We start from the raw sequence: 18,756 nt of genomic DNA on the forward strand, positions 1-18,756 counted from the left end.
ACTGCGGTGTCACGGCTCGGCTGGCGCCTGGTCGTAAGGGCAGCTCGTCAAGGTGTACACGACGCAGCTTCGTATGCTGCAGTTGCCCGCTTGGCGTTCGCGACGCAGCCTGCACTTCAAAGGGCCGCACCGGCTACCCCCAGTGGACGCCCTTACGGGCGGACATTCCCGCCGGCCGGGTCCGGATCCTCAAGGGCTTAAGGACCTCCAGGAGGTTCTTGGAGGCTTTGACTCGCCGATGTACGCCAGGCCGTCCGCAGTAGCTTCAGCGAGCAGGAGCGAGACCGCACCGGTGTCACGTTCGGTCCAGCCGACCACGACGGCGTCGATGGCAGCAGTGTGCCGGACCTTCACCCACGACCTCGTTCTGCCTTTGACGTAGAAGCTTCCGAGGCTTTGCGCGACCACACCTTCGAGGCCGTGGGCGGCGCTCGCGGCCATCATCGCGGGCCCGTCATTCGAGATCGGCGGGACGACCCACGCGGGAGGTAGCGGCAGCGTTTCGAGAAGGGCCCGGCGCTCGGCGAACGGGCGCGCGGGACTGGAGCCGGAACTGCGGTCGACGCAGCCGCCGATAACACGACATGTTGACCGGACTAGGCAGTGTTTACGAACCTTCTCAGACTCGGGGAGGCCGGAAAGGGCTGAAGCGACTGCCTGCATTGGCATCGGGCGTCCGGCATTGACGCGCAGCTGGCACCCGGGCGGGGTTGCACCGGCGCTCAGGCGGTAGCCGAGTTGCGGAGGTGCCGGTTGATCAGCAGGATGCCGACGAGCGGCAGTCCGAAGAGGGTCACGAGCGGGGGAATCCCTTCGGTCGGCGCGAGCCAGGGTGGCGCGGCGGATTGCAGCATTTCCCTGAGCTCGTAGTAGACGAAGCTGCGTGAAAGGCTCTGGGCCACGGTCAAGTAGAGGATGACGAGGGTGCCGACCATGCAGAGCACTCCCAGGGCGACGACCGACCACCGCGGCCCGATGCGGGAGGCGACCGCGAGCGCCCCGAACGCGATCGCGAGGACGAGATAGAGAACGCCCGAAAAAATGAATCGGAGGCCCACGATGTAGTCGAGATCCGGCAGGTAGTTCGCTCCGAAGACCTCGCCTCTCATCAGGATCGCTGCGACGGATTCCTTGGCGGGTCCGGCAGCGTCGAACAGGACGACCGCGCAGGCGAGGAGGATCACCGCGAGCGTGAAGGAAAGGATGACCGCGGATTCGGAGCGGTTCGGTTTGGGACGCGGGGGACTCGGGAGTCGCCTCATGAGGGTGTCCGATCGACGTGTGCGGGACTTCCGATCCTAGAGGTTGCCCGTTATCGCCTGTGGCCCAACGACTTATGATGTCCGGGTGGGTGTGGTGACGGCTTCTGAGGAGTGCTGGATCGAGCCGTTCTCGGGGTTGACGCCTGGAGTGTTCTCTCGTCTGGTGCGACAGCTCGAACGCGAGGGTGTCAACGCGCCTCGGCCGGGTCGGCCTTGGAGCCTGCCGTTAGCCGACCGCATTCTGCTGGTTGCCGCCTACTGGCGGACGAACTTGACCCTTCGTCAGCTCGCGCCCCTGTTCGGGATTTCGAAGTCAGCCGCCGACCGCATCATCGACCACTTGGGCCCGAAGCTGGCTCTGCGGCCGCGCCAGCGGTTTGTGAAGGGAACGGTGCTGATCGTGGATGGCACGCTGGTTCTTACCCGTGACCGGACCATCGCTGCGCCCAGCAAGAACTACCGATACTCGACCAACCACCAGGTTGTCATCGATGCCGACACGACGGTGTCGCGGTCGCGGTGAGCGGCATCGCCCGTCTCCACAACCTCGCCAGGCTCGGATGAACGGCGAGTCGGAATTCGCACTCAATGCCACTTCGGAGCTGAGGCGGGACTCGCCTAACCTGGTTGGCGTGGCATGGATTGGCCATTGGGCGCAGGGCAAGGGGTGATGGTGATGAGCGACGGTCAGATCGAGAATCTGCTGGACCGGCTTGTCGGATGCGAGCTGTGCTCGGTGCAGTTTGTGCGGGATTATGTGCAGTTGCACTTCGAGGGCTCCGTAGATTCGCCCGTGCTTACCTGCTACGTCATGCCTGGGGTAGCGAAGTTCCCTCCGGGCGCTGCCGAACTCGTAGACGGCAGCCCCGGATTTGCCGACGCGCTCAGGGCTTTTATCGACGAGAGTGTGTGCGACGCCACCGCAGCGGTGGGCACCGGCCTGGTCATTGAACTGCGGACCGGGGCAATCGCACTCAATCCGACATCCGATCAACTCGCAGGACCAGAGATTGCCATGCTCTCCGGTTTCAAGGACCGCAGCTGGACGGTGTGGCGACCAGGCGAGGACGAGTTTGCCGAACTCACCTGACCCGCGAACCACCGATGCGACAACCGTTCCTCAATAGCGGGACAAGCTTTAGGTGCCGGATACCACCGCGGTGTACTGTCCCAATCAGACTAGGCCGAGCGCGTACGGCATCGGCTGCCCACCGCCCGCTCCAACGAGAGTCCTTGAACGCCAGATACCTGTCGGTCAAGTCCGGTAAAGAATCCCGTCCCATTTCACCTCGGATGACCAACCTGGCCCGGTTGGAAGTTTCCCCGCGGCAGGCAGCATCGGTGCGGGTAGAGCGGAAGGTCCACGTTCTCGAGCATAGGCGCGCGCACTGCCGACGAAAACTCACGTTTCACATCCGCCCCCGCAGTCCGAGCTTGAGATGGCGCAGCTCATCGACATGCGCACTGGCGACTTGGGACCCCGAGTAGTACTTCGACGAGTACCAGCAGGCGCTGGACGAACTGATCGAAGCGAAAGCCGAGGGTCGCCCGGCGACCAAGGGCAAGACCGAAACCCGGCGAAGGTCACGAACATCCTGGACGCTTTGAAGCAGTCGGTGGAGCAGGCCGACCCTGGCCGCAATCCGCTGGCTACCGCACGGAAGCAGACCGCCAAGAAATCGGCGAAGAAGGCCACGCGGAAGACACCGGCGAAGAGGACCACAAAAGCCGCCGCCCGCAAACGGACCAGCTCCTGGAGCGAGCCTCTGGGCCGCCCAGGCAACTGCTGATCTCGAGCCGGCGCCGGGGCTGAAGCAGGCGCCCGGAGTCAGTGCCAGTTCGCGACCTCGTACACGAACCACAGTGCGGACCGGCCGGCGACCGACGACTTGGCGGCGGTCTCGGCCGCTGCCACCGGGTCGTACGCCCCGTCTTCCAAGCGGTGGCCGACCTCGTCGCCCGCGACCGAGATCCGATACCCGCATGATGCGTGCTGCCACCGGTACCCGGCGAGCCGCCACGGCTCCGAGTCCTCCTCGGGCGGATCCGGTTCGGACACGACCAGCGGCCATGACCGCTCCAACCTCCGATTGCGGTAGACCGCGGCCTTCTGCGCGAACGCGAGCACGTTGTAGCCCATCGGAATCCATTCCTCGAGCGCCAACCCGAGCCGGTCGGGGCGCTCGGTCGTCGCATACGAGACACGGTTCGACCCGAACACGATGAACTGCGGCTCGCCGCGGTGCATGTCGAACGGGTCAATCTGGTCGACCGGAGGGTACTCGTAACGGCTCATCCGCCGATTCTCGCCGACAACCCCAACACCGGACGCAGATGGGCGCGTCAGTGTCTGGTGTGCTCACCTCAACGAATCTGCTTCGCGCAGACGGCCCTCGACAGTGCTTCCCACCCTGCCACCCCAGAAATGTAGCCCCTCGTCAGCGGGTGCCGCTTTCGATGGCGGGGCCGGACACCGTCCCTGGGGCGTGGAGCAGGGCCAGCGCTTCGTCCTCCCTGAGGACCCTGGGCTCCGAGACGTCGAGGCCCCCTTCGGTGCGGATGCGGTTGATGCTGCGGCGCATCGACGGGGGCGTGAACATCACGCCCGCGACGCCGGCCGCCAGGACCGGGATCGAGGTGACGCGCAGCGCCTGCGTCCAGTCGCCGTCGACGCCGATGGCGGGGAGGACGATCCAGCCGCAGATCATCGCGGCCAGCCCGACCACGCCCGTGAGGGCCACCGCTCGCGCCACGCGCTCGTATCGCGCGGCGGACGCGTCGAGGGCGTCCTCGACAGCGTACAAATCCGTAAGCGCCAGGCGCCGCGTGGTGGCGTAGCGGAGGTACTTCAGGCCGTTCGGTGTCTCCTGCTGCGGGTTCGAGTGGTCCAGCGCCTTCGGGTAGGCCTTGATCGCCGTGCCGTCCGCGGTGAGGTGCCATTGGTAGGTCCGGGGCCCCTGCGGTGTCATGTTCCCTGCCTTGCCGTCGGTTCGTCGTGCCTCGCCGACGAGTATGGCCCTCCACCAGACGGTGGAAAGACGGCCGGTCACCGACTCGCCATTGAATCAGGCTTCGCCATGCGCTGCAGCGAAAGCGGTCATAGCCGCGTCGACTTCGTCCGGTTTCGGCTCCCGGAGGATTGAGTTGCCTTCCTGGATGTACATCGGGCAGCCCCAGGAGTCCGGCTCCTCGCCGGGGATTGGGGGTTGTCCTCCGCCTTCCGAGCTTGGCTCTTCGGTGTTCTTCACGACGATCTCACCGACCTGTTCATGAGTGGCGGCCTCGTAGACCTCGAACACGAAGTCGACCGCGTAGACACCCACTTCGACGTCGCCCTCGTACGGGCAGACATCCACCTCGTAAGCATGATTCGCGGTGCCGCATGCGATGAGTTCCGCGCCGGCCAGTTCCTCGTCCGTGTACCCCTGGTTCGGTTCGGTCTCGTCCTTCAGGTTGGAATTGTCGTGCATGCCGGTGTTCTTGTCGATCCAGTACACGATCGACGGCGCTTGGGTCGTCTCAAGGCGCGGTGATTCGTCGAAGACGGTTTCGCGGTCCGAGCAGAAGTCCTCCAGATGCGCGTTGGTCTCGGGGAGCGAAGGCGGCCAGGCGAGGTAGGCCCAGAGCCCGGCAAGACCCGCTGCGAGGGCGATGAGCAGGGCGATGCGAGGTGCCCCGAAAATCCTTCCAGTTCCGCTTGCGTCGGAGCTTGCGGGCCAGGCGATCGGGGAGTTCGTCAGCGAACGATCGATTCGACATCGTCGGGGTCCTGATCTTCTAGGCGGTGAACCCATCGTAGGGGCGGCCCGCGACACGGATCGCCCTGCAATTCGACAACCTGCAATCCGGTACTCAACGAGCCGGGATGGAACGGTGCAATCACAATCCCGCTGAGTCAGCACTCGGCGGCCCGGTTGCAGCAGCCAAACGCACCCAAGGAGCCGCCGCAGACTTCAATTGTGCTGACCTAGTCCCTATGAAACGGGAGCCCGTGGCGGCGGGCGGTGGCCTCACCGACGTCGCCGATCAAGCCCTTGACAACGGTCGCCACCAGAATCACCGCCGGCGTGAGCAGGGCTATGCCTGGCCCAGTGCCGTACGCGCCGATGTCGAGTCCGCGCACCAACGCCGCAAGCGCGGCACCGGTCAGGATCAGCAGCCAGGTCCCGAGCCGGGCCGCCACACGAGAACGGTTGGTCGCACCAGCAGCGGTGACCGTCGGCGGCGCGAAACCCATCTCCGTGTAGCAGCTCCACACTGCTCGGTTCGCCGTCCAGGCCAGCGCGAGCGACATTGCCGCCAGGGCGACTGCGGCGGTGAGCGCGTCGGCGCCGGTGATCGACCGCCACGCCCACGCGAACAGCGCGAGTCCGGGAAGCGCCCCGGCCCACCAGAGCCACCCTGTGTTTCGCACCAGGTTCCAACCGCGCAGGTGCATGTCCAAGGCGACGTGGGTGGCAGCGTGTGCGGCGACGACCGCGAACAGGGCGGCACCGATGAGCCATCGGCCAGGCCCGGGGTAGAGCTCGGTCCACGTCGCCGTGTACCCCGTTCCGTGCTTGAGCATCAGCGCCGTGGTGTTGCCCACGACCGGTGCGGCCGCGAGCGACAGGAAGAATCCCAGGCTCACCGGTATTGCGAGGTGACCGATGAGTCCGCGCGCGAGTTGCGGCCGGTCCACGATCGGCCCGAACACGGCGTCGGGTCCAGGCCCCGTGGGGGCCAGGACGATCGCGGCCCGTACGAGCGTCACGGCTCCCAACTGTGCCGCGGTAAGCGACTGCACGAAGGCGATCCCGGCCGCGACGAGGCCTGCACCCGCCAGCCACCACCACATCCGTAAAGGATACGGACATGCACCCCACAAAGAGGGTCCCGCTCGACTGGTTCGAGTCCCCGACAGCCCTTGGTGGACATGCCGGAGACAAATCTGTTGGTAGTCAACCAAAGTCGCTGACCCTATGCCATCACGTCGGCGAGAACGCCGTCCAGGCGATCCCGGGCCTCACCGGGTGCGGCCGCGTGCTCATCCACGCCCGCCACGGCTGCGGTTCTTCGACCGCGTCGTCTTCGAACGCGCCCGGCCGACCACGATCTGCCCTCCGGATCCGCCGCCGCCCGCGCCAACCCCCGCAACTCCAGCGTCAACCGCACCTCGTACAAGTCATTGGGCTGATTTATCCGTGGCCGGTACGGATGAGCGCGAGCATCGCCGCCGCCACTGCATCGACGGTGTCGTCAGGGAGGGCGGTCGCCGCGTCGTCGAGCACGAGGAGGCGCGCGTCGGGGATTTCGCGGGCGAGGGCTTCGCCGTTGCCGAGCGGGAAGAACCGGTTGTGGCGGCCGTGGACCACGAGGGTCGGCACCGCGAGTTCGGGGAGGCGCTCGCGCCAGCGCGGCGTGCAGTCGAGCTTGGCGAAGACCGTGCCCAGGTGGTTGGCCGACTGGACGGCGGGCTCCTTGCTCGCGGCGCGGTCGAAGACGCGTTCGGCGCGGGTGCGGGCGGCTTCGGGGTCGTCGCCGAGGATCGCCGCGCCGGCGGCGACGAAGCGGACCACGGCGTCCCGGTCGGACCAGTCGGGCATCGGGCGCGAGAACAGCAGGCCCATGGTCTCCCCGTCATGGTCGGGCAGGTCCGGGTCGACCGGGCCCGGTGCGACGGGCCGGGTCCCGGCGAGGGTGAGGGCCGCGAACGCGTCGGGGTGGTCGAGCGCGGCGACCTGGGCGACCAGGCCGCCGACGCCGATGCCCGCCAGGTGCGCGGGCCGCGGGTCGAGTTCGCGGGCGAGGCGGGCGGCGTCGGCGGCGAGGTCGCGCAGGGTGTAGCCGGGCGCGTCGGGGTCGACGGTGGTGGAGGCGCCGCTGTCGCGCAGGTCGTAGCGCACGACGTGGCGTCCGCCGTTCGCGAGCGCCTGGCAGAGCGGGTCGGGCCACGAGAGCATGGTCGGGTTCCCCGCGAGCAGGACGAGAGGCGCTGCGGGGTCGCCGAAGTGCTCGACCCCGAGCGTGACGTTCTCGGACATGCATGACTCCTTCGGTTGAGGCGGCCTAGGGGCCGCACTCATGCCGACGAGGCGCGGGTCCGAAACTCATCGGTCCATGCGGGAGCGTCTAGGCGCCGCCGCCGAGGTCCTCCGGCCGCAGGCTCAGTGCCTGGGTGATGGCCATGACGTCCTGGTATTCGCGCCAGAGCAGGATCCTGCCGTCGCGCACGCGGAGGATCGCGATGAAGGCCGCCGATCCGGCGAGGCCGGTGGTGGTGACCGTGCCCGTGAGCTCGTATTCGACGACGAGGACTTCGGGGTCGGCGGTCGCGAGGGTGGTGATCTCGCGGAACTCCTCGAACCGGAACGGCAGCGGGCGGCTCGCGTAGAACGCCAGCCACGCCTCGCGGCCCTCGTAGCGGCGCATGCCCGGTGGGGAGAACGGGGTCTCGACGACGATGTCGTCGGCCAGCAGCTCGGCGGGGAGGAGGGTGGCGCCGTCCTCGCGGAGCACGGCCTCCTGCATCTGCCGGTAGACCTCGAGGGGAGTCGCGTGGGACATGGTGGTGCCTCCTGAAGTAAGCTGAGTAAGACTCGACTTCGAATATAATGAGTGCGACTCATTTTGGCAAGGAGGATTTTCGGATGAGCCGAGACGGCTTGGCGCCCAAAGGAGAGCGGCCGCTGCGGGCCGACGCGCTCCGCAACCGCGCGCGGATCCTGGAAGCGGCCGAGGCGGTGTTCGCCGAGCAGGGCGCGTCAGCCGCGACCGACGCCGTCGCCGCGCGCGCCGGGGTCGCGATCGGTACGGTCTTCCGGCACTTCCCCACCAAGCCCGACCTGCTCAAGGCCGTGGTCATGAACCTGCAGGACCGGATCGTCGGCGAAGCGGACGCGATGGTCCGCGACGAGGGCGCGGTGTCCGCCCTGTTCGAGTTCTGCACGCTCGTCATGGACGCCGGCGCGAGCCACCGGGCCGTCTTCGAGCGCCTGGCGGAGACCGGCGTTCAGGTGCGGGTCGCGGAGGCCCTGGTGCGCCTGCGCCCTGCCGTCGAGGTGCTGCTCGAGCGGGCCCGCGACGGCGGTGCCGTCCGCAACGACCTGACCACCGACGAGCTCATCGCGCTGCTCGCCGCGGTGTGCCAGGAGGCGATCGCGGACGGCTGGAACGCGGAGTTCCGCCGCCGCGCGCTCGACCTCCTCTTCGAGGGCATGCGGCCCAACGGGTTCCGCTAGCGCGCGTCGTCCCGGTCGCGGGGCTTCGTGAAGATGTCCGCCAGGACCCTGAGCGCCATGATCGAGGCGATCAGCAGCAGCGCGAGGCCGAGGAACTGGTAGAGGCCGATGTCGTCGGTGAGCGACGGACCGGTCTCGATCCCGATGAGCATCACGGACATCACGCCCGCGGCGGCGGCGAGCACCGTGAGCAGGACCTGGTGCAGCCAGTCGGTGATGGCGCGGCGGTCCTCGGCGCGCGAGAACAACCGGAAGTTCGCGGTGAGCCGCCCGGCCTCGGCCGCGGCGGCCAGGCGGTCGAGGCGGCGGGGGAGCTTGCGCAGCACCGGCAGGAGGTCGGCGGCCTCCTCGGCGAGCATGTCCTTGACCGCGGCCGGGCGCAGGTGCTGCTCGGCGTACGCCTCGCCGACGCTGCGCGCCTGCGTCACCAGGTCGAAGCCCGGGTCGATCGCGGTGAGGCAGCCCTCCAGTGTGGCCAGTGCGCGGAACACCGCGGCGAGCTCCGGCGGGATCGCGATGCGGTACTTGGCGATGATCCGGAACAGCTCGGTGAACATCCGCAGGTCCGGTGCGGTGCCGGCCATCAGGTGGCGGGCCATGAACGCGCCGAGCGCGCGCTCGAACGCGGCCTGGTCGAGCTCGTCGGGCCTGGCCGAGACGCCGATGAAGGCGTCGGCGAGCGCCGGCCCGTCCTGCCGGTCCACGGCCGTGAGGATCGCCTGGAGCGAGGCGCGCAGCTCCCGGTCGAGCCGGCCCACCGACCCGAAGTCGATGAGCCCCAACCGGTCGTCGTCGAGCAGCAGGAGGTTGCCCGGATGCGGATCGGCGTGGAAGATCCCGTCGATCATGACCTCGTCGAGCATCTCGCGCAGCAGCGAGGCCGCGAGCGGGCCCGGCTCCAGCCCGCGCTCGGCCAGCACCGGACCGGCGGTCGCGAGCGGCACGCCCGAGAGCCGCTCCATGACCAGCACGCCCTCATCGGAGAGGTCCGGGTGCGGCCGGGGGACGCCGACCGCGGCGCGGCGCCGGTCGTGCGCGACCGCGACCTGCGCGAGGTTGCGGGCCTCCACGGTGAAGTCGACCTCCTCGCGCAGCGCCGTCGCGAACCCGGCGGCCAGCCCCAGCACGTCCATCGAACGGCCCCAAGCGGTGTGGCGGTCCAGCAGGTGCGCGAGGCGCCCGATGATGTCGAGGTCGCGCTCCACGGCCTGCGCGGCCCCGGGGCGGCGCACCTTCACCACCACCGCCTGCCCGCCGTGCAGCACGGCACTGTGGACCTGCGCGATCGACGCGGCGGCCATCGGCTCGGGATCGAACCGGGAGAACACCTCGCCGACCGGTGCGCCGATCGCCGTCTCGACCAGCTCGGCGGCCGTCGCACCCGGGATCGGCGCGGCCTGGTCCTGCAGCTTCGCCAGCTCCGCGATGTACGCGGGCGGCAGCAGATCGCGCCTGGTGGAGAGGATCTGACCGAGCTTCACGAACGTGACGCCCGCGTCGTCCAGCGCCAGGCGCAGCGACCGCGCCTGCTCGGGACCCTGGCCCAGCTGGCGGCGGCCCCGCAGCAGCCCGAACAGGCCGTGCCGGGACGCGATCGCGAGGATCTGCAGGTACCGGCGGGTGCGCCGCAGCCGGGCGCGCACACCCTTGAACCAGCTGCGCACCGGCGGCACCGCGCCCGTGGGCAGCACCGCCTCCCACACCACCAGCATGATCATCGCGATCACCGGCGCGCAGACGAACGCGAGCGCCAGCAGCGCCACCGCTCCGGCCGTCTCATCGGGGCTCGGCGTGGTCCCGTCGAAGGGCGCGAACAGGGTGGGCACGAGTCCGTACTGGACGATCGACTGGCTCACGACGCTGACGAACACCAACCGCCACAACGTGTACCGCACGTCCAGCAGCCGGGTCGCGGTGTACGCGACGAGCGTGGTGTTGACCGCGAGGCCGAACACGGTTACGAGCAGCACGATCACGACGCGGGGCCCTTCGGGTCGAGGTCAGGGGCGCTCACACCCCTGGTTCCGATGCCGCCACAGGTTACTGCACCGCCGCGCCGCCCACCTCACCCCGCGGTTGTCAGTGCGCGGTTGCTCAACGCGCGGTCGTTCAATGCGGGGTTGTTCAATGCGCAGTCGCAGCCACGGCCCGGTACTGCGACGGCGCGATCCCGTACTCGCGCGCGAAGGCCTGGCGCAGCGCCTCCGCCGAAGCGAACCCGCAGCGCGACGCCACCCGCGCCACCGGCAGATCGGTCGTCTCGAGCAGCTGCGCCGCCGCCGTGACCCGCGCCTGCCTGACGAACCGGCCCGGCGTCTGCCGCAGATGCGCGCGGAACAACCGGGTCAGGTGCCGCGGGCTCACCCGCGCCACCGCCGCCAGTGCCTCAGTGGACAGATCGGCGTCGAGCCGCCCGCTCACGTGGTCGGTGACCTTCCGGACCAGGTCGTGGTCGACCGCCGGCGCGGCCGTGAACATGCTCATCTGCGCCTGGTTCCCCGGCCGGTGCAGGTAGGTGACCATGGCCCGCGACACCCAGCGGGCCAGGTCCGGCCCGTGGTCGGCCTCGATGAACGACAGCGCGAGGTCGAGCGCGCTGGTGACTCCGGCTGCGGTGTAGACGTTCCCGTCCCGGATCCAGATCGGGCGCGCGTCCACCTCGACCTGCTCGTACTGCTCGGCGAGGCGCTTCGCGAAGTGCCAGTGGGTGGTTGCGCGCTTCCCGTCGAGGAGGCCCGCGGCAGCCAGGACGCTCGCGCCGGTGCACAGGGACGCGACGCGCTCGCTCTCGCGGGCGAGCCGCCGCACGTGGCCGACGAACCGCTCGTCCCCGGCCGCACGCTCGTGGCCGAGTCCGCCGGACACGACGAGCGTCCCGATCGGACCGCGCAGCCGCTCCAGTGCGGCCTGGCCGTTGAGGACCAGCCCGGTCGAGCAGGTGATCGGCCGCCCGCCCGGTGTCGCGAGCGCGAGGTCGTAGCCCAGCTCGGGGTCGATCATGCGGACGGCGTCCAGTGTGGTCGTGACGCAGGCGATGTCGAGGAGTTCGGCGTCGTCGTAGCCGACGACGACCACGCGGTGGTGTGCCATGTCTCCACCCTAGGTCTGGAAGACCACGATGCCAAGATTTCGGACCTGCCGATCCGGCTCGGTTGACCGGCCCGACGGGACGCGCGAAGGTGGATCCATCAGATACCCCCTCTAGGTATGGAGTGCCGCCATGACCACGACATCCGCCGCAACCGTGCCGCGCTCGACCCATCCGCTCCGCGCCGCCCTGCGGCGCTGGCCCACCGTCGCCGGGGTCGTCATGGCCGCCTTCGTGGCCTGGGGGGCGACCTCCGGGGCCGACACCGCGCCCGTCCTCGCCGCCTCCGGGTTCGTGTACCTCGGCTCGGCCGCCTTCCAGAAGCGCGGCGCGGCCTGGCCGGTGTTCTTCCTGTCGTTCGTCGTCATCGGCGCGGCCGGGTTCACCGCCTTCGAGGCGCCGCTCGCCATCTGGGCGCTCGTCGCCATCGGCGTCGGCTTCGCCGCGTTCGGCCTGCTGCGCGGCGCCGCGCGCCCCGCCGAGGGCCTGCCGCTGCAGAGCCTGGCCATGGCCGGCTTCGGCGGGCTCGCCGTCGCGGTCCTGCTCGTCGGCGGGGACCTCGGCCTCTACCTGGTGGCGGCCGGCCTGCTCGGCCACGCCGCGTGGGACGTGTGGCACCACCGCACCGAGCGGGTCGTCTCCCGCTCCCTCGCGGAGTTCTGCGTCGTCCTGGACACCCTCGTCGCCGTTGCGATGATCGCGGTCGCCCTCCAGAACTGACCGCCGCAGCCGCGGTATCGGCAGTCGAGCGGGGACGGACCCGGCTTCGGCCGGGTCCGTTCTCGTCCACTTGCGGGGGTTGGTTTTGGGAAGCGATTGCCCTATGATCGCATTGACAAATATAAATGCCCGGATTGCTGAGGAAAGACCCGGCATGTCTCAGCGACCGGCCCTCCCCTGGAGTCGACATGTCAATGAACATCGATAGCCGCCCGCGCCGCGGGCGGCGCCTGGCGGCGCTGCTGGCCGCCGTCCTGAGCGGCGTGATCGCCGCGGCCGGGGCCTTCGTCGTCACGACCGGCGCGCAGGCCGTGGAGACCGGCGTCTGGTACCAGCTCGAGTCCCGCCACTCGGGGCTCGTCATGGGCATCCGCGCCGCCTCCACCGCGAGCGGCGCCGAACTCGTCCAATGGGCCGCCAACGGCTCCCAGGACCAGCAGTTCCGCTTCGTGGACGCAGGCGGCGGCTACGTCAAGATCCAGGTGCGGCACTCCGGGATGGTCCTGGACGTGGCCGGCGCGAGCAAGTCCGACGGCGCCACCGTCCAGCAGTGGGGCGACGCCGGCTCCGCCAACCAGCAGTGGAAGGTGACCGAGAGCGGCGGCTACGCCACGATCGTCAACCGCGCCTCCGGCAAGGCCCTCGACGTGTGGGAGTGGTCCACCGCCCAGGGCGCGCGCATCTCGCAGTACACCGCCACCGGCGCGGCGAACCAGCAGTGGGAGCTGATCCCCGCGGGCGGTGACGTTGAGGCCGACTTCGTGGTCGCCCTCGACGGCAGCGGCACCCACGCCAGCGTGCAGGCGGCCGTGAACGCCGCGCCCTCCGGCTCGACCATCCTCATCAAGAAGGGCACCTACAAGGGCGCCGTCACGGTGCCCTCCTCCAAGACCGGCATCACCTTCATCGGCGCCACGGGCAACGCCGCCGATGTCGTCATCCACGAGAACCGGTGCGCCGGCTGCGACAACGGCTCCGGCGGCACCTGGGGGACCAGCGGCAGCGCGAGCGTGCTCCTGCAGGGCGCGAACTTCACCGCCGAGGACCTGACCTTCGCCAACACCTACGACGAGGCCGCGAACGGCAACAGCCAGGCCGTCGCCGTCAAGGTCCAGGGCGACCGCATGGTCTTCGACAACGTGCGCTTCCTCGGCAACCAGGACACGCTCCTGACCGACTCGTCCTCGGCCACCGCGGTCTCGCGGCAGTACTACCACAACTGCTACGTGGAAGGCGACGTCGACTTCATCTTCGGCCGCGGCACCGCCGTGTTCGACGACTGCCGCATCCACTCCCTCAGCCGCGGCTCGACCTCCAACAACGGCTATGTGACCGCCGCGAGCACCGAGATCACCAACCCGTACGGCCTGCTGTTCTACCAGTGCGACATGACCAGCAACGCCCCGGCGAACTCGGTCTACCTCGGCCGGCCCTGGCCCGCAGGCGGTTCCACCACCGCGCGCGGCCAGGTCCTCTACCGCGAGTCCAACCTCGGCGCGCACTTCCGCACCGCCGAACCGTGGTCCGACATGTCGGGCCTGGCCTGGGAGGACGCGCGCCTGAGCGAGTACCGGAACACCGGTCCGGGCGCCACGGTCAACGCCAACCGCCCGCAGATGTCCTCCGGCGACGCTGCCAACTACGAACCCGCCGACTACCTGCGCGGCAGCGACGGCTGGAACCCGATCCGCTGACCCGAGCGCCAGAGCGGCCCGTCCGGACCGGACGGGCCGCTTTCGCGTCCGGTTTCTGCGCCGAACCGCGCCCGCCCGGCCGCGCCCGGTGGTTGTCTGGAAGCACCGCCAGTAGCCGCGAACCGGGACGCGCAGCGCCCGGTCGATGAAGGAGGCAGCGCATGTCCAAACCGAAACCGATACCCGACGAGTACCCGCGGGTGACGCCGTACCTGCACGTCCAGGGCGCGGCCGAGGCCATCGAGTTCTACAAGACCGTGTTCGGCGCCGGCGAGCGGGGCCGCATGGCCGGCCGCGACGGCACCGGCGTCGGCCACGCCGAGCTCGAGATCGGCGACTCGATGGTCATGCTGTCCGACGAGTACCCCGAGATGGACGCCTACGCCCCGGGGCACTTCGGCGGATCGCCCGTGTCGCTCCACGTCTACGTCGAGGACGTCGACGCGGTCTACGCCGCCGCGCTCGCCGCGGGCGCGAAGTCCCTCAGCGAGGTCACCGACCAGTTCTACGGCGACCGCAGCGGCACCTTCGAGGACCCCTGGGGCCACAAGTGGCACGTCTCCAGCCATGTCGAGGACGTCATGCCCGAGGAGATGGAGCGCCGCGCCGCCGCGCAGGCACAGGGCTGACCCGGGCGCAGAGCGGCGGCCCGTCCGGATACCGGACGGGCCGCCTGGAATGCGGTCGAGGTTAGAGCGTCACCACCCTGCCGCCCAAGGTCACCACGAGCTTGCCGGTCGAGTCGAAGGACCAGCCCAGGGCGCCCGAGTAGTTCGCGCAGCGCGAACCGTTCGAGCCCGACCAGAACTGGTTCGAACTGTCCGAGTTGCCGGTGATGGCGTCGTTCGTGCCGCCGCTGAAGAAGCACGACGTGTTGTTGCGGAACACGTGCGAACCCGCGCCGAACTGGAAGTTCCGCTCCTCGCTGTCGATGCTCAGGTTGTTCGACATCGTGATCGAACCCGGGTTGGAGTTGAACGTGAACCCGTGCTGGCCGTTGTCGAACGCGATGCTCCGCACCACCGTGTGGTTGATCGGCACGTTCTCACCGCCCAGCTTGTACCCGTTGCGGTCGCCGTTGCTGTAGATCGTGCCGTTGGAGAGGGTGCCGTTGCGGTACGACAGCGAGTCCTCGATCCGCACCGTCCCGATCGGGTCGTAGTCGGAGTAGGTGTAGAGGTCCCAGCCGTCGTCGGCGTTGTTGTGCGCCACCGCGTACCGGAAGACGTTCCCCGAACCCACGGTGAGCTTCGCGGCGAACCCGTCGGCGTCCTCGCCGTCGGAGTCGGCGTTGTCGTGCGACTCGGCGCTGATGATGAGGTTGTTCGCCGGCCACGAGGCCGTGGTGCTGGTCGAGGACTGGCGCGAGAGCTGGACGCCGCTGTCGCGGTTGTAGCGGGTGAGCGTGCGCTCCAGGATGTTGTTGCTCCCGCTCACGAAGATGCCGTTGTCACCGGCGCGCTCCACCGTGAGGCCCTTGAGGTGCCAGTAGTTCGCGTACAGGGCCAGGCCCCGGTTCGCGGACGCCTCGGACTGCGCCGAGAAGTTCAGCACCGGCCGCTCGTTCGGGTAGGCCGCGAGCGTCGTGCGGGCGCTCGACGAACCGCTGTCCTGGTCGATGACCACGGTCGAGGAGTAGTTGTACGTGCCCCCTCGCATGTAGATGGTCCCGCCCGCGTTCACCCGGCTCAGCGCCGAGGCCAGCGTGGTCGGGTTCGCCTCCGTGCCGGCGGCCGAGTCGGTCCCGCCCGGGGCCACGTAGATCGCGTTCCCGGTGGGCGGCGGCGTGGTGGGCCCGGTGCCGCCGACCTCGAAGTCGACGAAGTCGATGTTGGCCAGGCCGTCGGCGCTCGTCGCCGTCAGGCGGATCGTGTTGCTGCCGGCGTTCACCGGCACCGTCAGGGTCTTCGTGGACCAGGTGGTCCACGAACCCGTGCCGCCGAAGGCGCTGGCGGACTGGGCGACCGAGCTGTTGACGGTGATGTCCGCGGCGCGGGTGGCGGTGGTGCCGTTGGCGTACCGGATGCCAAGGGTGGCGGTGCCCGCGCTGGCCGCGTTCACGGTGAACTGGGCGGTCGCGCCCGTCCCGTTCGGGGTGTTGCAGAACCCGCTGCCGGAGAACCCGGCGTTGTTGGAGTCGATGGTGCCGGAGCACGTCGCCGGCGAGGTCTCGGCCTCGTACCGGATGGGGGCGGCGGAGGCCGAGTTCATGGCGACCAGGGTGGCCGCCGTGGCGATGATGCCGGCGAACCCGGCCACGAGCGCGGTGCGCACGCTTCTTCGAGACATGTTGCTTCCCTTCGCAACGTCGTTGTTGCTCTACCAATTGACGGTGTGCGAGCTGCACCGAGGCCGAGGGTGCGGGGGCCTCGGGAACCGAATGATCAAAGATCGAAATGTTTCGATCAACCGGTTGCCATGAGCGTATGGAAAGGGCTTTCTTCTGTCAAGTGTGCAAAGCGGACAATTTCATTCCGCCTGGTCGGGGCCGCTCGAAACTCTTCATTGGGAGCGATTGACAAAGTTGGGTGTCCCAACTTAATGTGGTATCGAGGATGTTCGATGGCCTCGCGCGGTCGCGCGTCCTTCCCGGCAGTCATAGTGGACAGAAGGAGTGCCATGCAAGGGGTCAAGCGACGAACACGCAGGTGGATAGCCCTGGTGACGGTGGCGATCGCCACCATGGCGGCCGGTCTCGGCATCCTCGTCCCCTCGGTCGCCTATGCGGCCGAAGGGTGCAAAGTAGAGTACAAAGTCGCCAGCCAGTGGGGCGGCGGCTTCACCGGCGACGTCAAGATCACCAACCTGGGCGACGCGATCAACGGCTGGTCCCTCGCGTGGACCTTCCCCAACGGCCAGCGCGTCAGCCAGGCCTGGAACGCCACCACCACGAACGTGGGCGACCAGGTCACCGCCAAGAACATGAGCTACAACGGCGCCATCAGTACCAACGGCTCGGTCTCCTTCGGCTTCAACGGCTCCTGGTCCGGCTCCAACGGCGTGCCCGCCGAGTTCAAGCTCAACGGCGCCGTCTGCACCGGCACCGTCGGCGAGCCCACCAGCACCCCGCCCACCACCACGCCGCCCCCCGGTGAATCGACCGCCATGGAGACCGTCGCGGCCATGGAGCCCGGCTGGAACCTCGGCAACACCCTCGACTCCGTCGGCGCCGACGAGACCGCCTGGGGCAACCCGCGCGTCACCCAGGCGCTGGTCGACAACGTCGCCGCCCAGGGCTACAACAGCATCCGCATCCCCATCACCTGGGACGACCACCAGTCGAAGACCGCCCCGTACGCCGTCGAGGACGCCTACCTCGACCGCGTCGAAGAGGTCGTCGGCTACGCGCTCAACGCCGACCTGCACGTCCTCATCAACATCCACCACGACTCGTGGATCTGGATGGCGGACATGAACACGAACCGCACGGTCGTCGAGGCCCGCTACGAGGCCATCTGGACCGAGCTGGCGACCCGCTTCCGCGACGCGCCGCAGGAGGTCCTGTTCGAGAGCGTCAACGAGCCGCAGTTCAACAATGTGGACGACGCGACCGCCGAGGCCCTCCTTGACGACCTCAACGTGCAGTTCCACGAGATCGTGCGCGGCACCGGCGGCGGCAACGCCACCCGCGTGCTGGTCCTGCCGACCCTGCACACCAGCGCCGACCAGGCCCACCTCGACGCGCTGAGCTCCACGATCACCGCCCTGAACGACGAGAACATCGCCGCGACCGTCCACTTCTACGGCTTCTGGCCGTTCAGCGTGAACATCGCGGGCTACACGAAGTTCAACGCCGAGGTCCAGGCCGACATCGAGGGGTACTTCGACCGCGCCTACAACGAGTTCGTCGCGAACGACATCCCGGTCATCGTCGGCGAGTGGGGCCTGCTGGGCTTCGACGCCCACACCGGCACCGTCGAGCAGGGCGAGAAGCTCAAGTTCTTCGAGTACGTCGGCTACTACGCGAAGCAGAAGGGGCTCACCCTCCAGCTGTGGGACAACGGCCAGCACTTCAACCGGGCCACCTACCAGTGGCGCGACGCCGAGCTCTACAACATGATGAAGGCCAGCTGGACCACCCGCTCGGGCACGGCCTCCACGGACCAGGTGTACGTGGCGAAGACCGCCACCGTCGCGGACGTCTCGCTGACGCTGAACCTGAACGGCACCACGTTCCAGGGCCTGCGCCTCGGCTCCACAAACCTCGTGCAGGGCACCGACTACACGATCTCGGGCTCCACGCTCACGATCAAGGCGAGCAGGCTCACCAGCCTCCTCGGCGACCGCAACTACGGGGTCAAGGCGAACCTGCACGCGGTGTTCTCGCAAGGGGCGCCGTGGCGGATCAGCGTGATCTCGTACGACCAGCCCACCATGTCGGCCGCGTCCGGCGCCTCGAGCGCCTTCGCGATCCCGACCCAGTTCAAGGGCGACCAGCTGGCGACCATGGAGGCGAAGTACGCGGACGGCAGCAACGCCGGCCCGCAGAACTGGACCTCCTACAAGGAGTTCGCCCGCGCGTTCAGCCCCGACTACACCGCCGGCACGATCACCCTGCCGACGGCGTTCTGGAGCGAGGTGAACGACGGCCAGAAGGTCACCCTGACGTTCCACTTCTGGAGCGGCAAGACCGTCACTTACTACGTGACCGAATCCGGCGGCAACGTCACCGGCTCGCTCACCTGACCTAGCGCACAGCAGCGGCCCCCGGGCCGGGGCCCGGGGCCCCCGGGGACTGGGGCGCCACCAGTTTTTGTGGGGGGAAACCCGGG

Annotated in this window: 16 protein-coding genes and 1 pseudogene; 7 read left to right on the plus strand and 10 right to left on the minus strand. The window is 68.9% G+C overall.

Features of this window, described 5'->3' with window-relative positions; genetic code table 11:
• Window positions 1-722: 722 nt before the first annotated feature.
• Window positions 723-1,262, minus strand: a complete 540-nt coding sequence (locus tag O2L52_RS02580) for a hypothetical protein (protein ID WP_270113739.1) — start codon at window positions 1,260-1,262, stop codon at window positions 723-725.
• An 85-nt stretch (window positions 1,263-1,347) separates the two neighbouring features.
• Between O2L52_RS02580 and O2L52_RS02585 the strand changes: the two are divergent.
• A pseudogene (locus O2L52_RS02585) lies at window positions 1,348-1,764 on the plus strand (transposase family protein); the annotation flags it as partial.
• A 174-nt stretch (window positions 1,765-1,938) separates the two neighbouring features.
• Window positions 1,939-2,352 carry a hypothetical protein gene (locus O2L52_RS02590; RefSeq protein WP_270113740.1) on the plus strand — a complete coding sequence of 138 codons (414 nt, stop codon included), beginning with the start codon at window positions 1,939-1,941 and terminating at the stop codon, window positions 2,350-2,352.
• Window positions 2,353-3,090: 738 nt separating this feature from the next.
• On the opposite strand, the gene O2L52_RS02595 is transcribed toward O2L52_RS02590, so the two are convergent.
• The 6 genes from O2L52_RS02595 to O2L52_RS02620 form a co-directional block, all read right to left on the minus strand.
• Window positions 3,091-3,558 (minus strand): hypothetical protein, encoded by a 468-nt coding sequence (locus O2L52_RS02595; RefSeq protein WP_270113741.1) that lies wholly within the window; start codon window positions 3,556-3,558, stop codon window positions 3,091-3,093.
• Window positions 3,559-3,700: 142 nt separating this feature from the next.
• Window positions 3,701-4,231 carry a hypothetical protein gene (locus O2L52_RS02600; protein WP_270113742.1) on the minus strand — a complete coding sequence of 177 codons (531 nt, stop codon included), beginning with the start codon at window positions 4,229-4,231 and terminating at the stop codon, window positions 3,701-3,703.
• Window positions 4,232-4,327: 96 nt separating this feature from the next.
• On the minus strand, window positions 4,328-5,056 hold the full coding sequence (locus O2L52_RS02605; protein WP_270113743.1) for a hypothetical protein: 729 nt from the start codon (window positions 5,054-5,056) through the stop codon (window positions 4,328-4,330).
• Window positions 5,057-5,229: 173 nt separating this feature from the next.
• Window positions 5,230-6,099: a hypothetical protein gene (locus tag O2L52_RS02610; RefSeq protein ID WP_270113744.1), complete on the minus strand. Its 870-nt coding sequence runs from the start codon at window positions 6,097-6,099 to the stop codon at window positions 5,230-5,232.
• Window positions 6,100-6,439: 340 nt separating this feature from the next.
• A complete protein-coding gene (locus tag O2L52_RS02615; RefSeq protein WP_270113745.1) occupies window positions 6,440-7,285 on the minus strand; it encodes an alpha/beta fold hydrolase in 846 nt (281 codons plus the stop codon).
• An 88-nt stretch (window positions 7,286-7,373) separates the two neighbouring features.
• Window positions 7,374-7,808: a nuclear transport factor 2 family protein gene (locus O2L52_RS02620; protein ID WP_270113746.1), complete on the minus strand. Its 435-nt coding sequence runs from the start codon at window positions 7,806-7,808 to the stop codon at window positions 7,374-7,376.
• Between the two features lie 83 nt (window positions 7,809-7,891).
• Here O2L52_RS02620 and O2L52_RS02625 point away from each other — a divergent pair, with 83 nt between their 5' ends.
• Window positions 7,892-8,482 (plus strand): TetR/AcrR family transcriptional regulator, encoded by a 591-nt coding sequence (locus O2L52_RS02625; protein WP_270113747.1) that lies wholly within the window; start codon window positions 7,892-7,894, stop codon window positions 8,480-8,482.
• Here the strand turns inward: O2L52_RS02625 and O2L52_RS02630 are convergent.
• Both O2L52_RS02630 and O2L52_RS02635 read right to left on the minus strand, forming a co-directional pair.
• Window positions 8,479-10,452: an ABC1 kinase family protein gene (locus O2L52_RS02630; protein WP_270113748.1), complete on the minus strand. Its 1,974-nt coding sequence runs from the start codon at window positions 10,450-10,452 to the stop codon at window positions 8,479-8,481. The two genes, O2L52_RS02625 and O2L52_RS02630, sit on opposite strands and share 4 nt — an antisense overlap.
• A gap of 154 nt (window positions 10,453-10,606) precedes the next feature.
• Window positions 10,607-11,572, minus strand: a complete 966-nt coding sequence (locus O2L52_RS02635) for a GlxA family transcriptional regulator (RefSeq protein WP_270113749.1) — start codon at window positions 11,570-11,572, stop codon at window positions 10,607-10,609.
• Window positions 11,573-11,702: 130 nt separating this feature from the next.
• Here O2L52_RS02635 and O2L52_RS02640 point away from each other — a divergent pair, with 130 nt between their 5' ends.
• The 3 genes from O2L52_RS02640 to O2L52_RS02650 all read left to right on the plus strand — a co-directional run bounded on the left by O2L52_RS02640 (window position 11,703) and on the right by O2L52_RS02650 (window position 14,613).
• Complete coding sequence (locus tag O2L52_RS02640) at window positions 11,703-12,290, plus strand: hypothetical protein (protein WP_270113750.1); 588 nt, start codon at window positions 11,703-11,705, stop codon at window positions 12,288-12,290.
• A 194-nt stretch (window positions 12,291-12,484) separates the two neighbouring features.
• Complete coding sequence (locus O2L52_RS02645) at window positions 12,485-13,984, plus strand: pectinesterase family protein (protein ID WP_270113751.1); 1,500 nt, start codon at window positions 12,485-12,487, stop codon at window positions 13,982-13,984.
• 161 nt (window positions 13,985-14,145) lie between these two features.
• Window positions 14,146-14,613 carry a VOC family protein gene (locus O2L52_RS02650; protein ID WP_270113752.1) on the plus strand — a complete coding sequence of 156 codons (468 nt, stop codon included), beginning with the start codon at window positions 14,146-14,148 and terminating at the stop codon, window positions 14,611-14,613.
• Between the two features lie 61 nt (window positions 14,614-14,674).
• Here O2L52_RS02650 and O2L52_RS02655 read toward each other — a convergent pair whose 3' ends face one another.
• Window positions 14,675-16,273: a carbohydrate-binding protein gene (locus tag O2L52_RS02655; RefSeq protein ID WP_270113753.1), complete on the minus strand. Its 1,599-nt coding sequence runs from the start codon at window positions 16,271-16,273 to the stop codon at window positions 14,675-14,677.
• A 372-nt stretch (window positions 16,274-16,645) separates the two neighbouring features.
• On the opposite strand from O2L52_RS02655, the gene O2L52_RS02660 reads away from it, so the two are divergent.
• On the plus strand, window positions 16,646-18,670 hold the full coding sequence (locus O2L52_RS02660; RefSeq protein ID WP_270113754.1) for a cellulase family glycosylhydrolase: 2,025 nt from the start codon (window positions 16,646-16,648) through the stop codon (window positions 18,668-18,670).
• Window positions 18,671-18,756 lie beyond the last annotated feature (86 nt).

The organism is Glycomyces algeriensis, assembly GCF_027622855.1.
Taxonomy (GTDB): domain Bacteria; phylum Actinomycetota; class Actinomycetes; order Mycobacteriales; family Micromonosporaceae; genus Glycomyces; species Glycomyces algeriensis.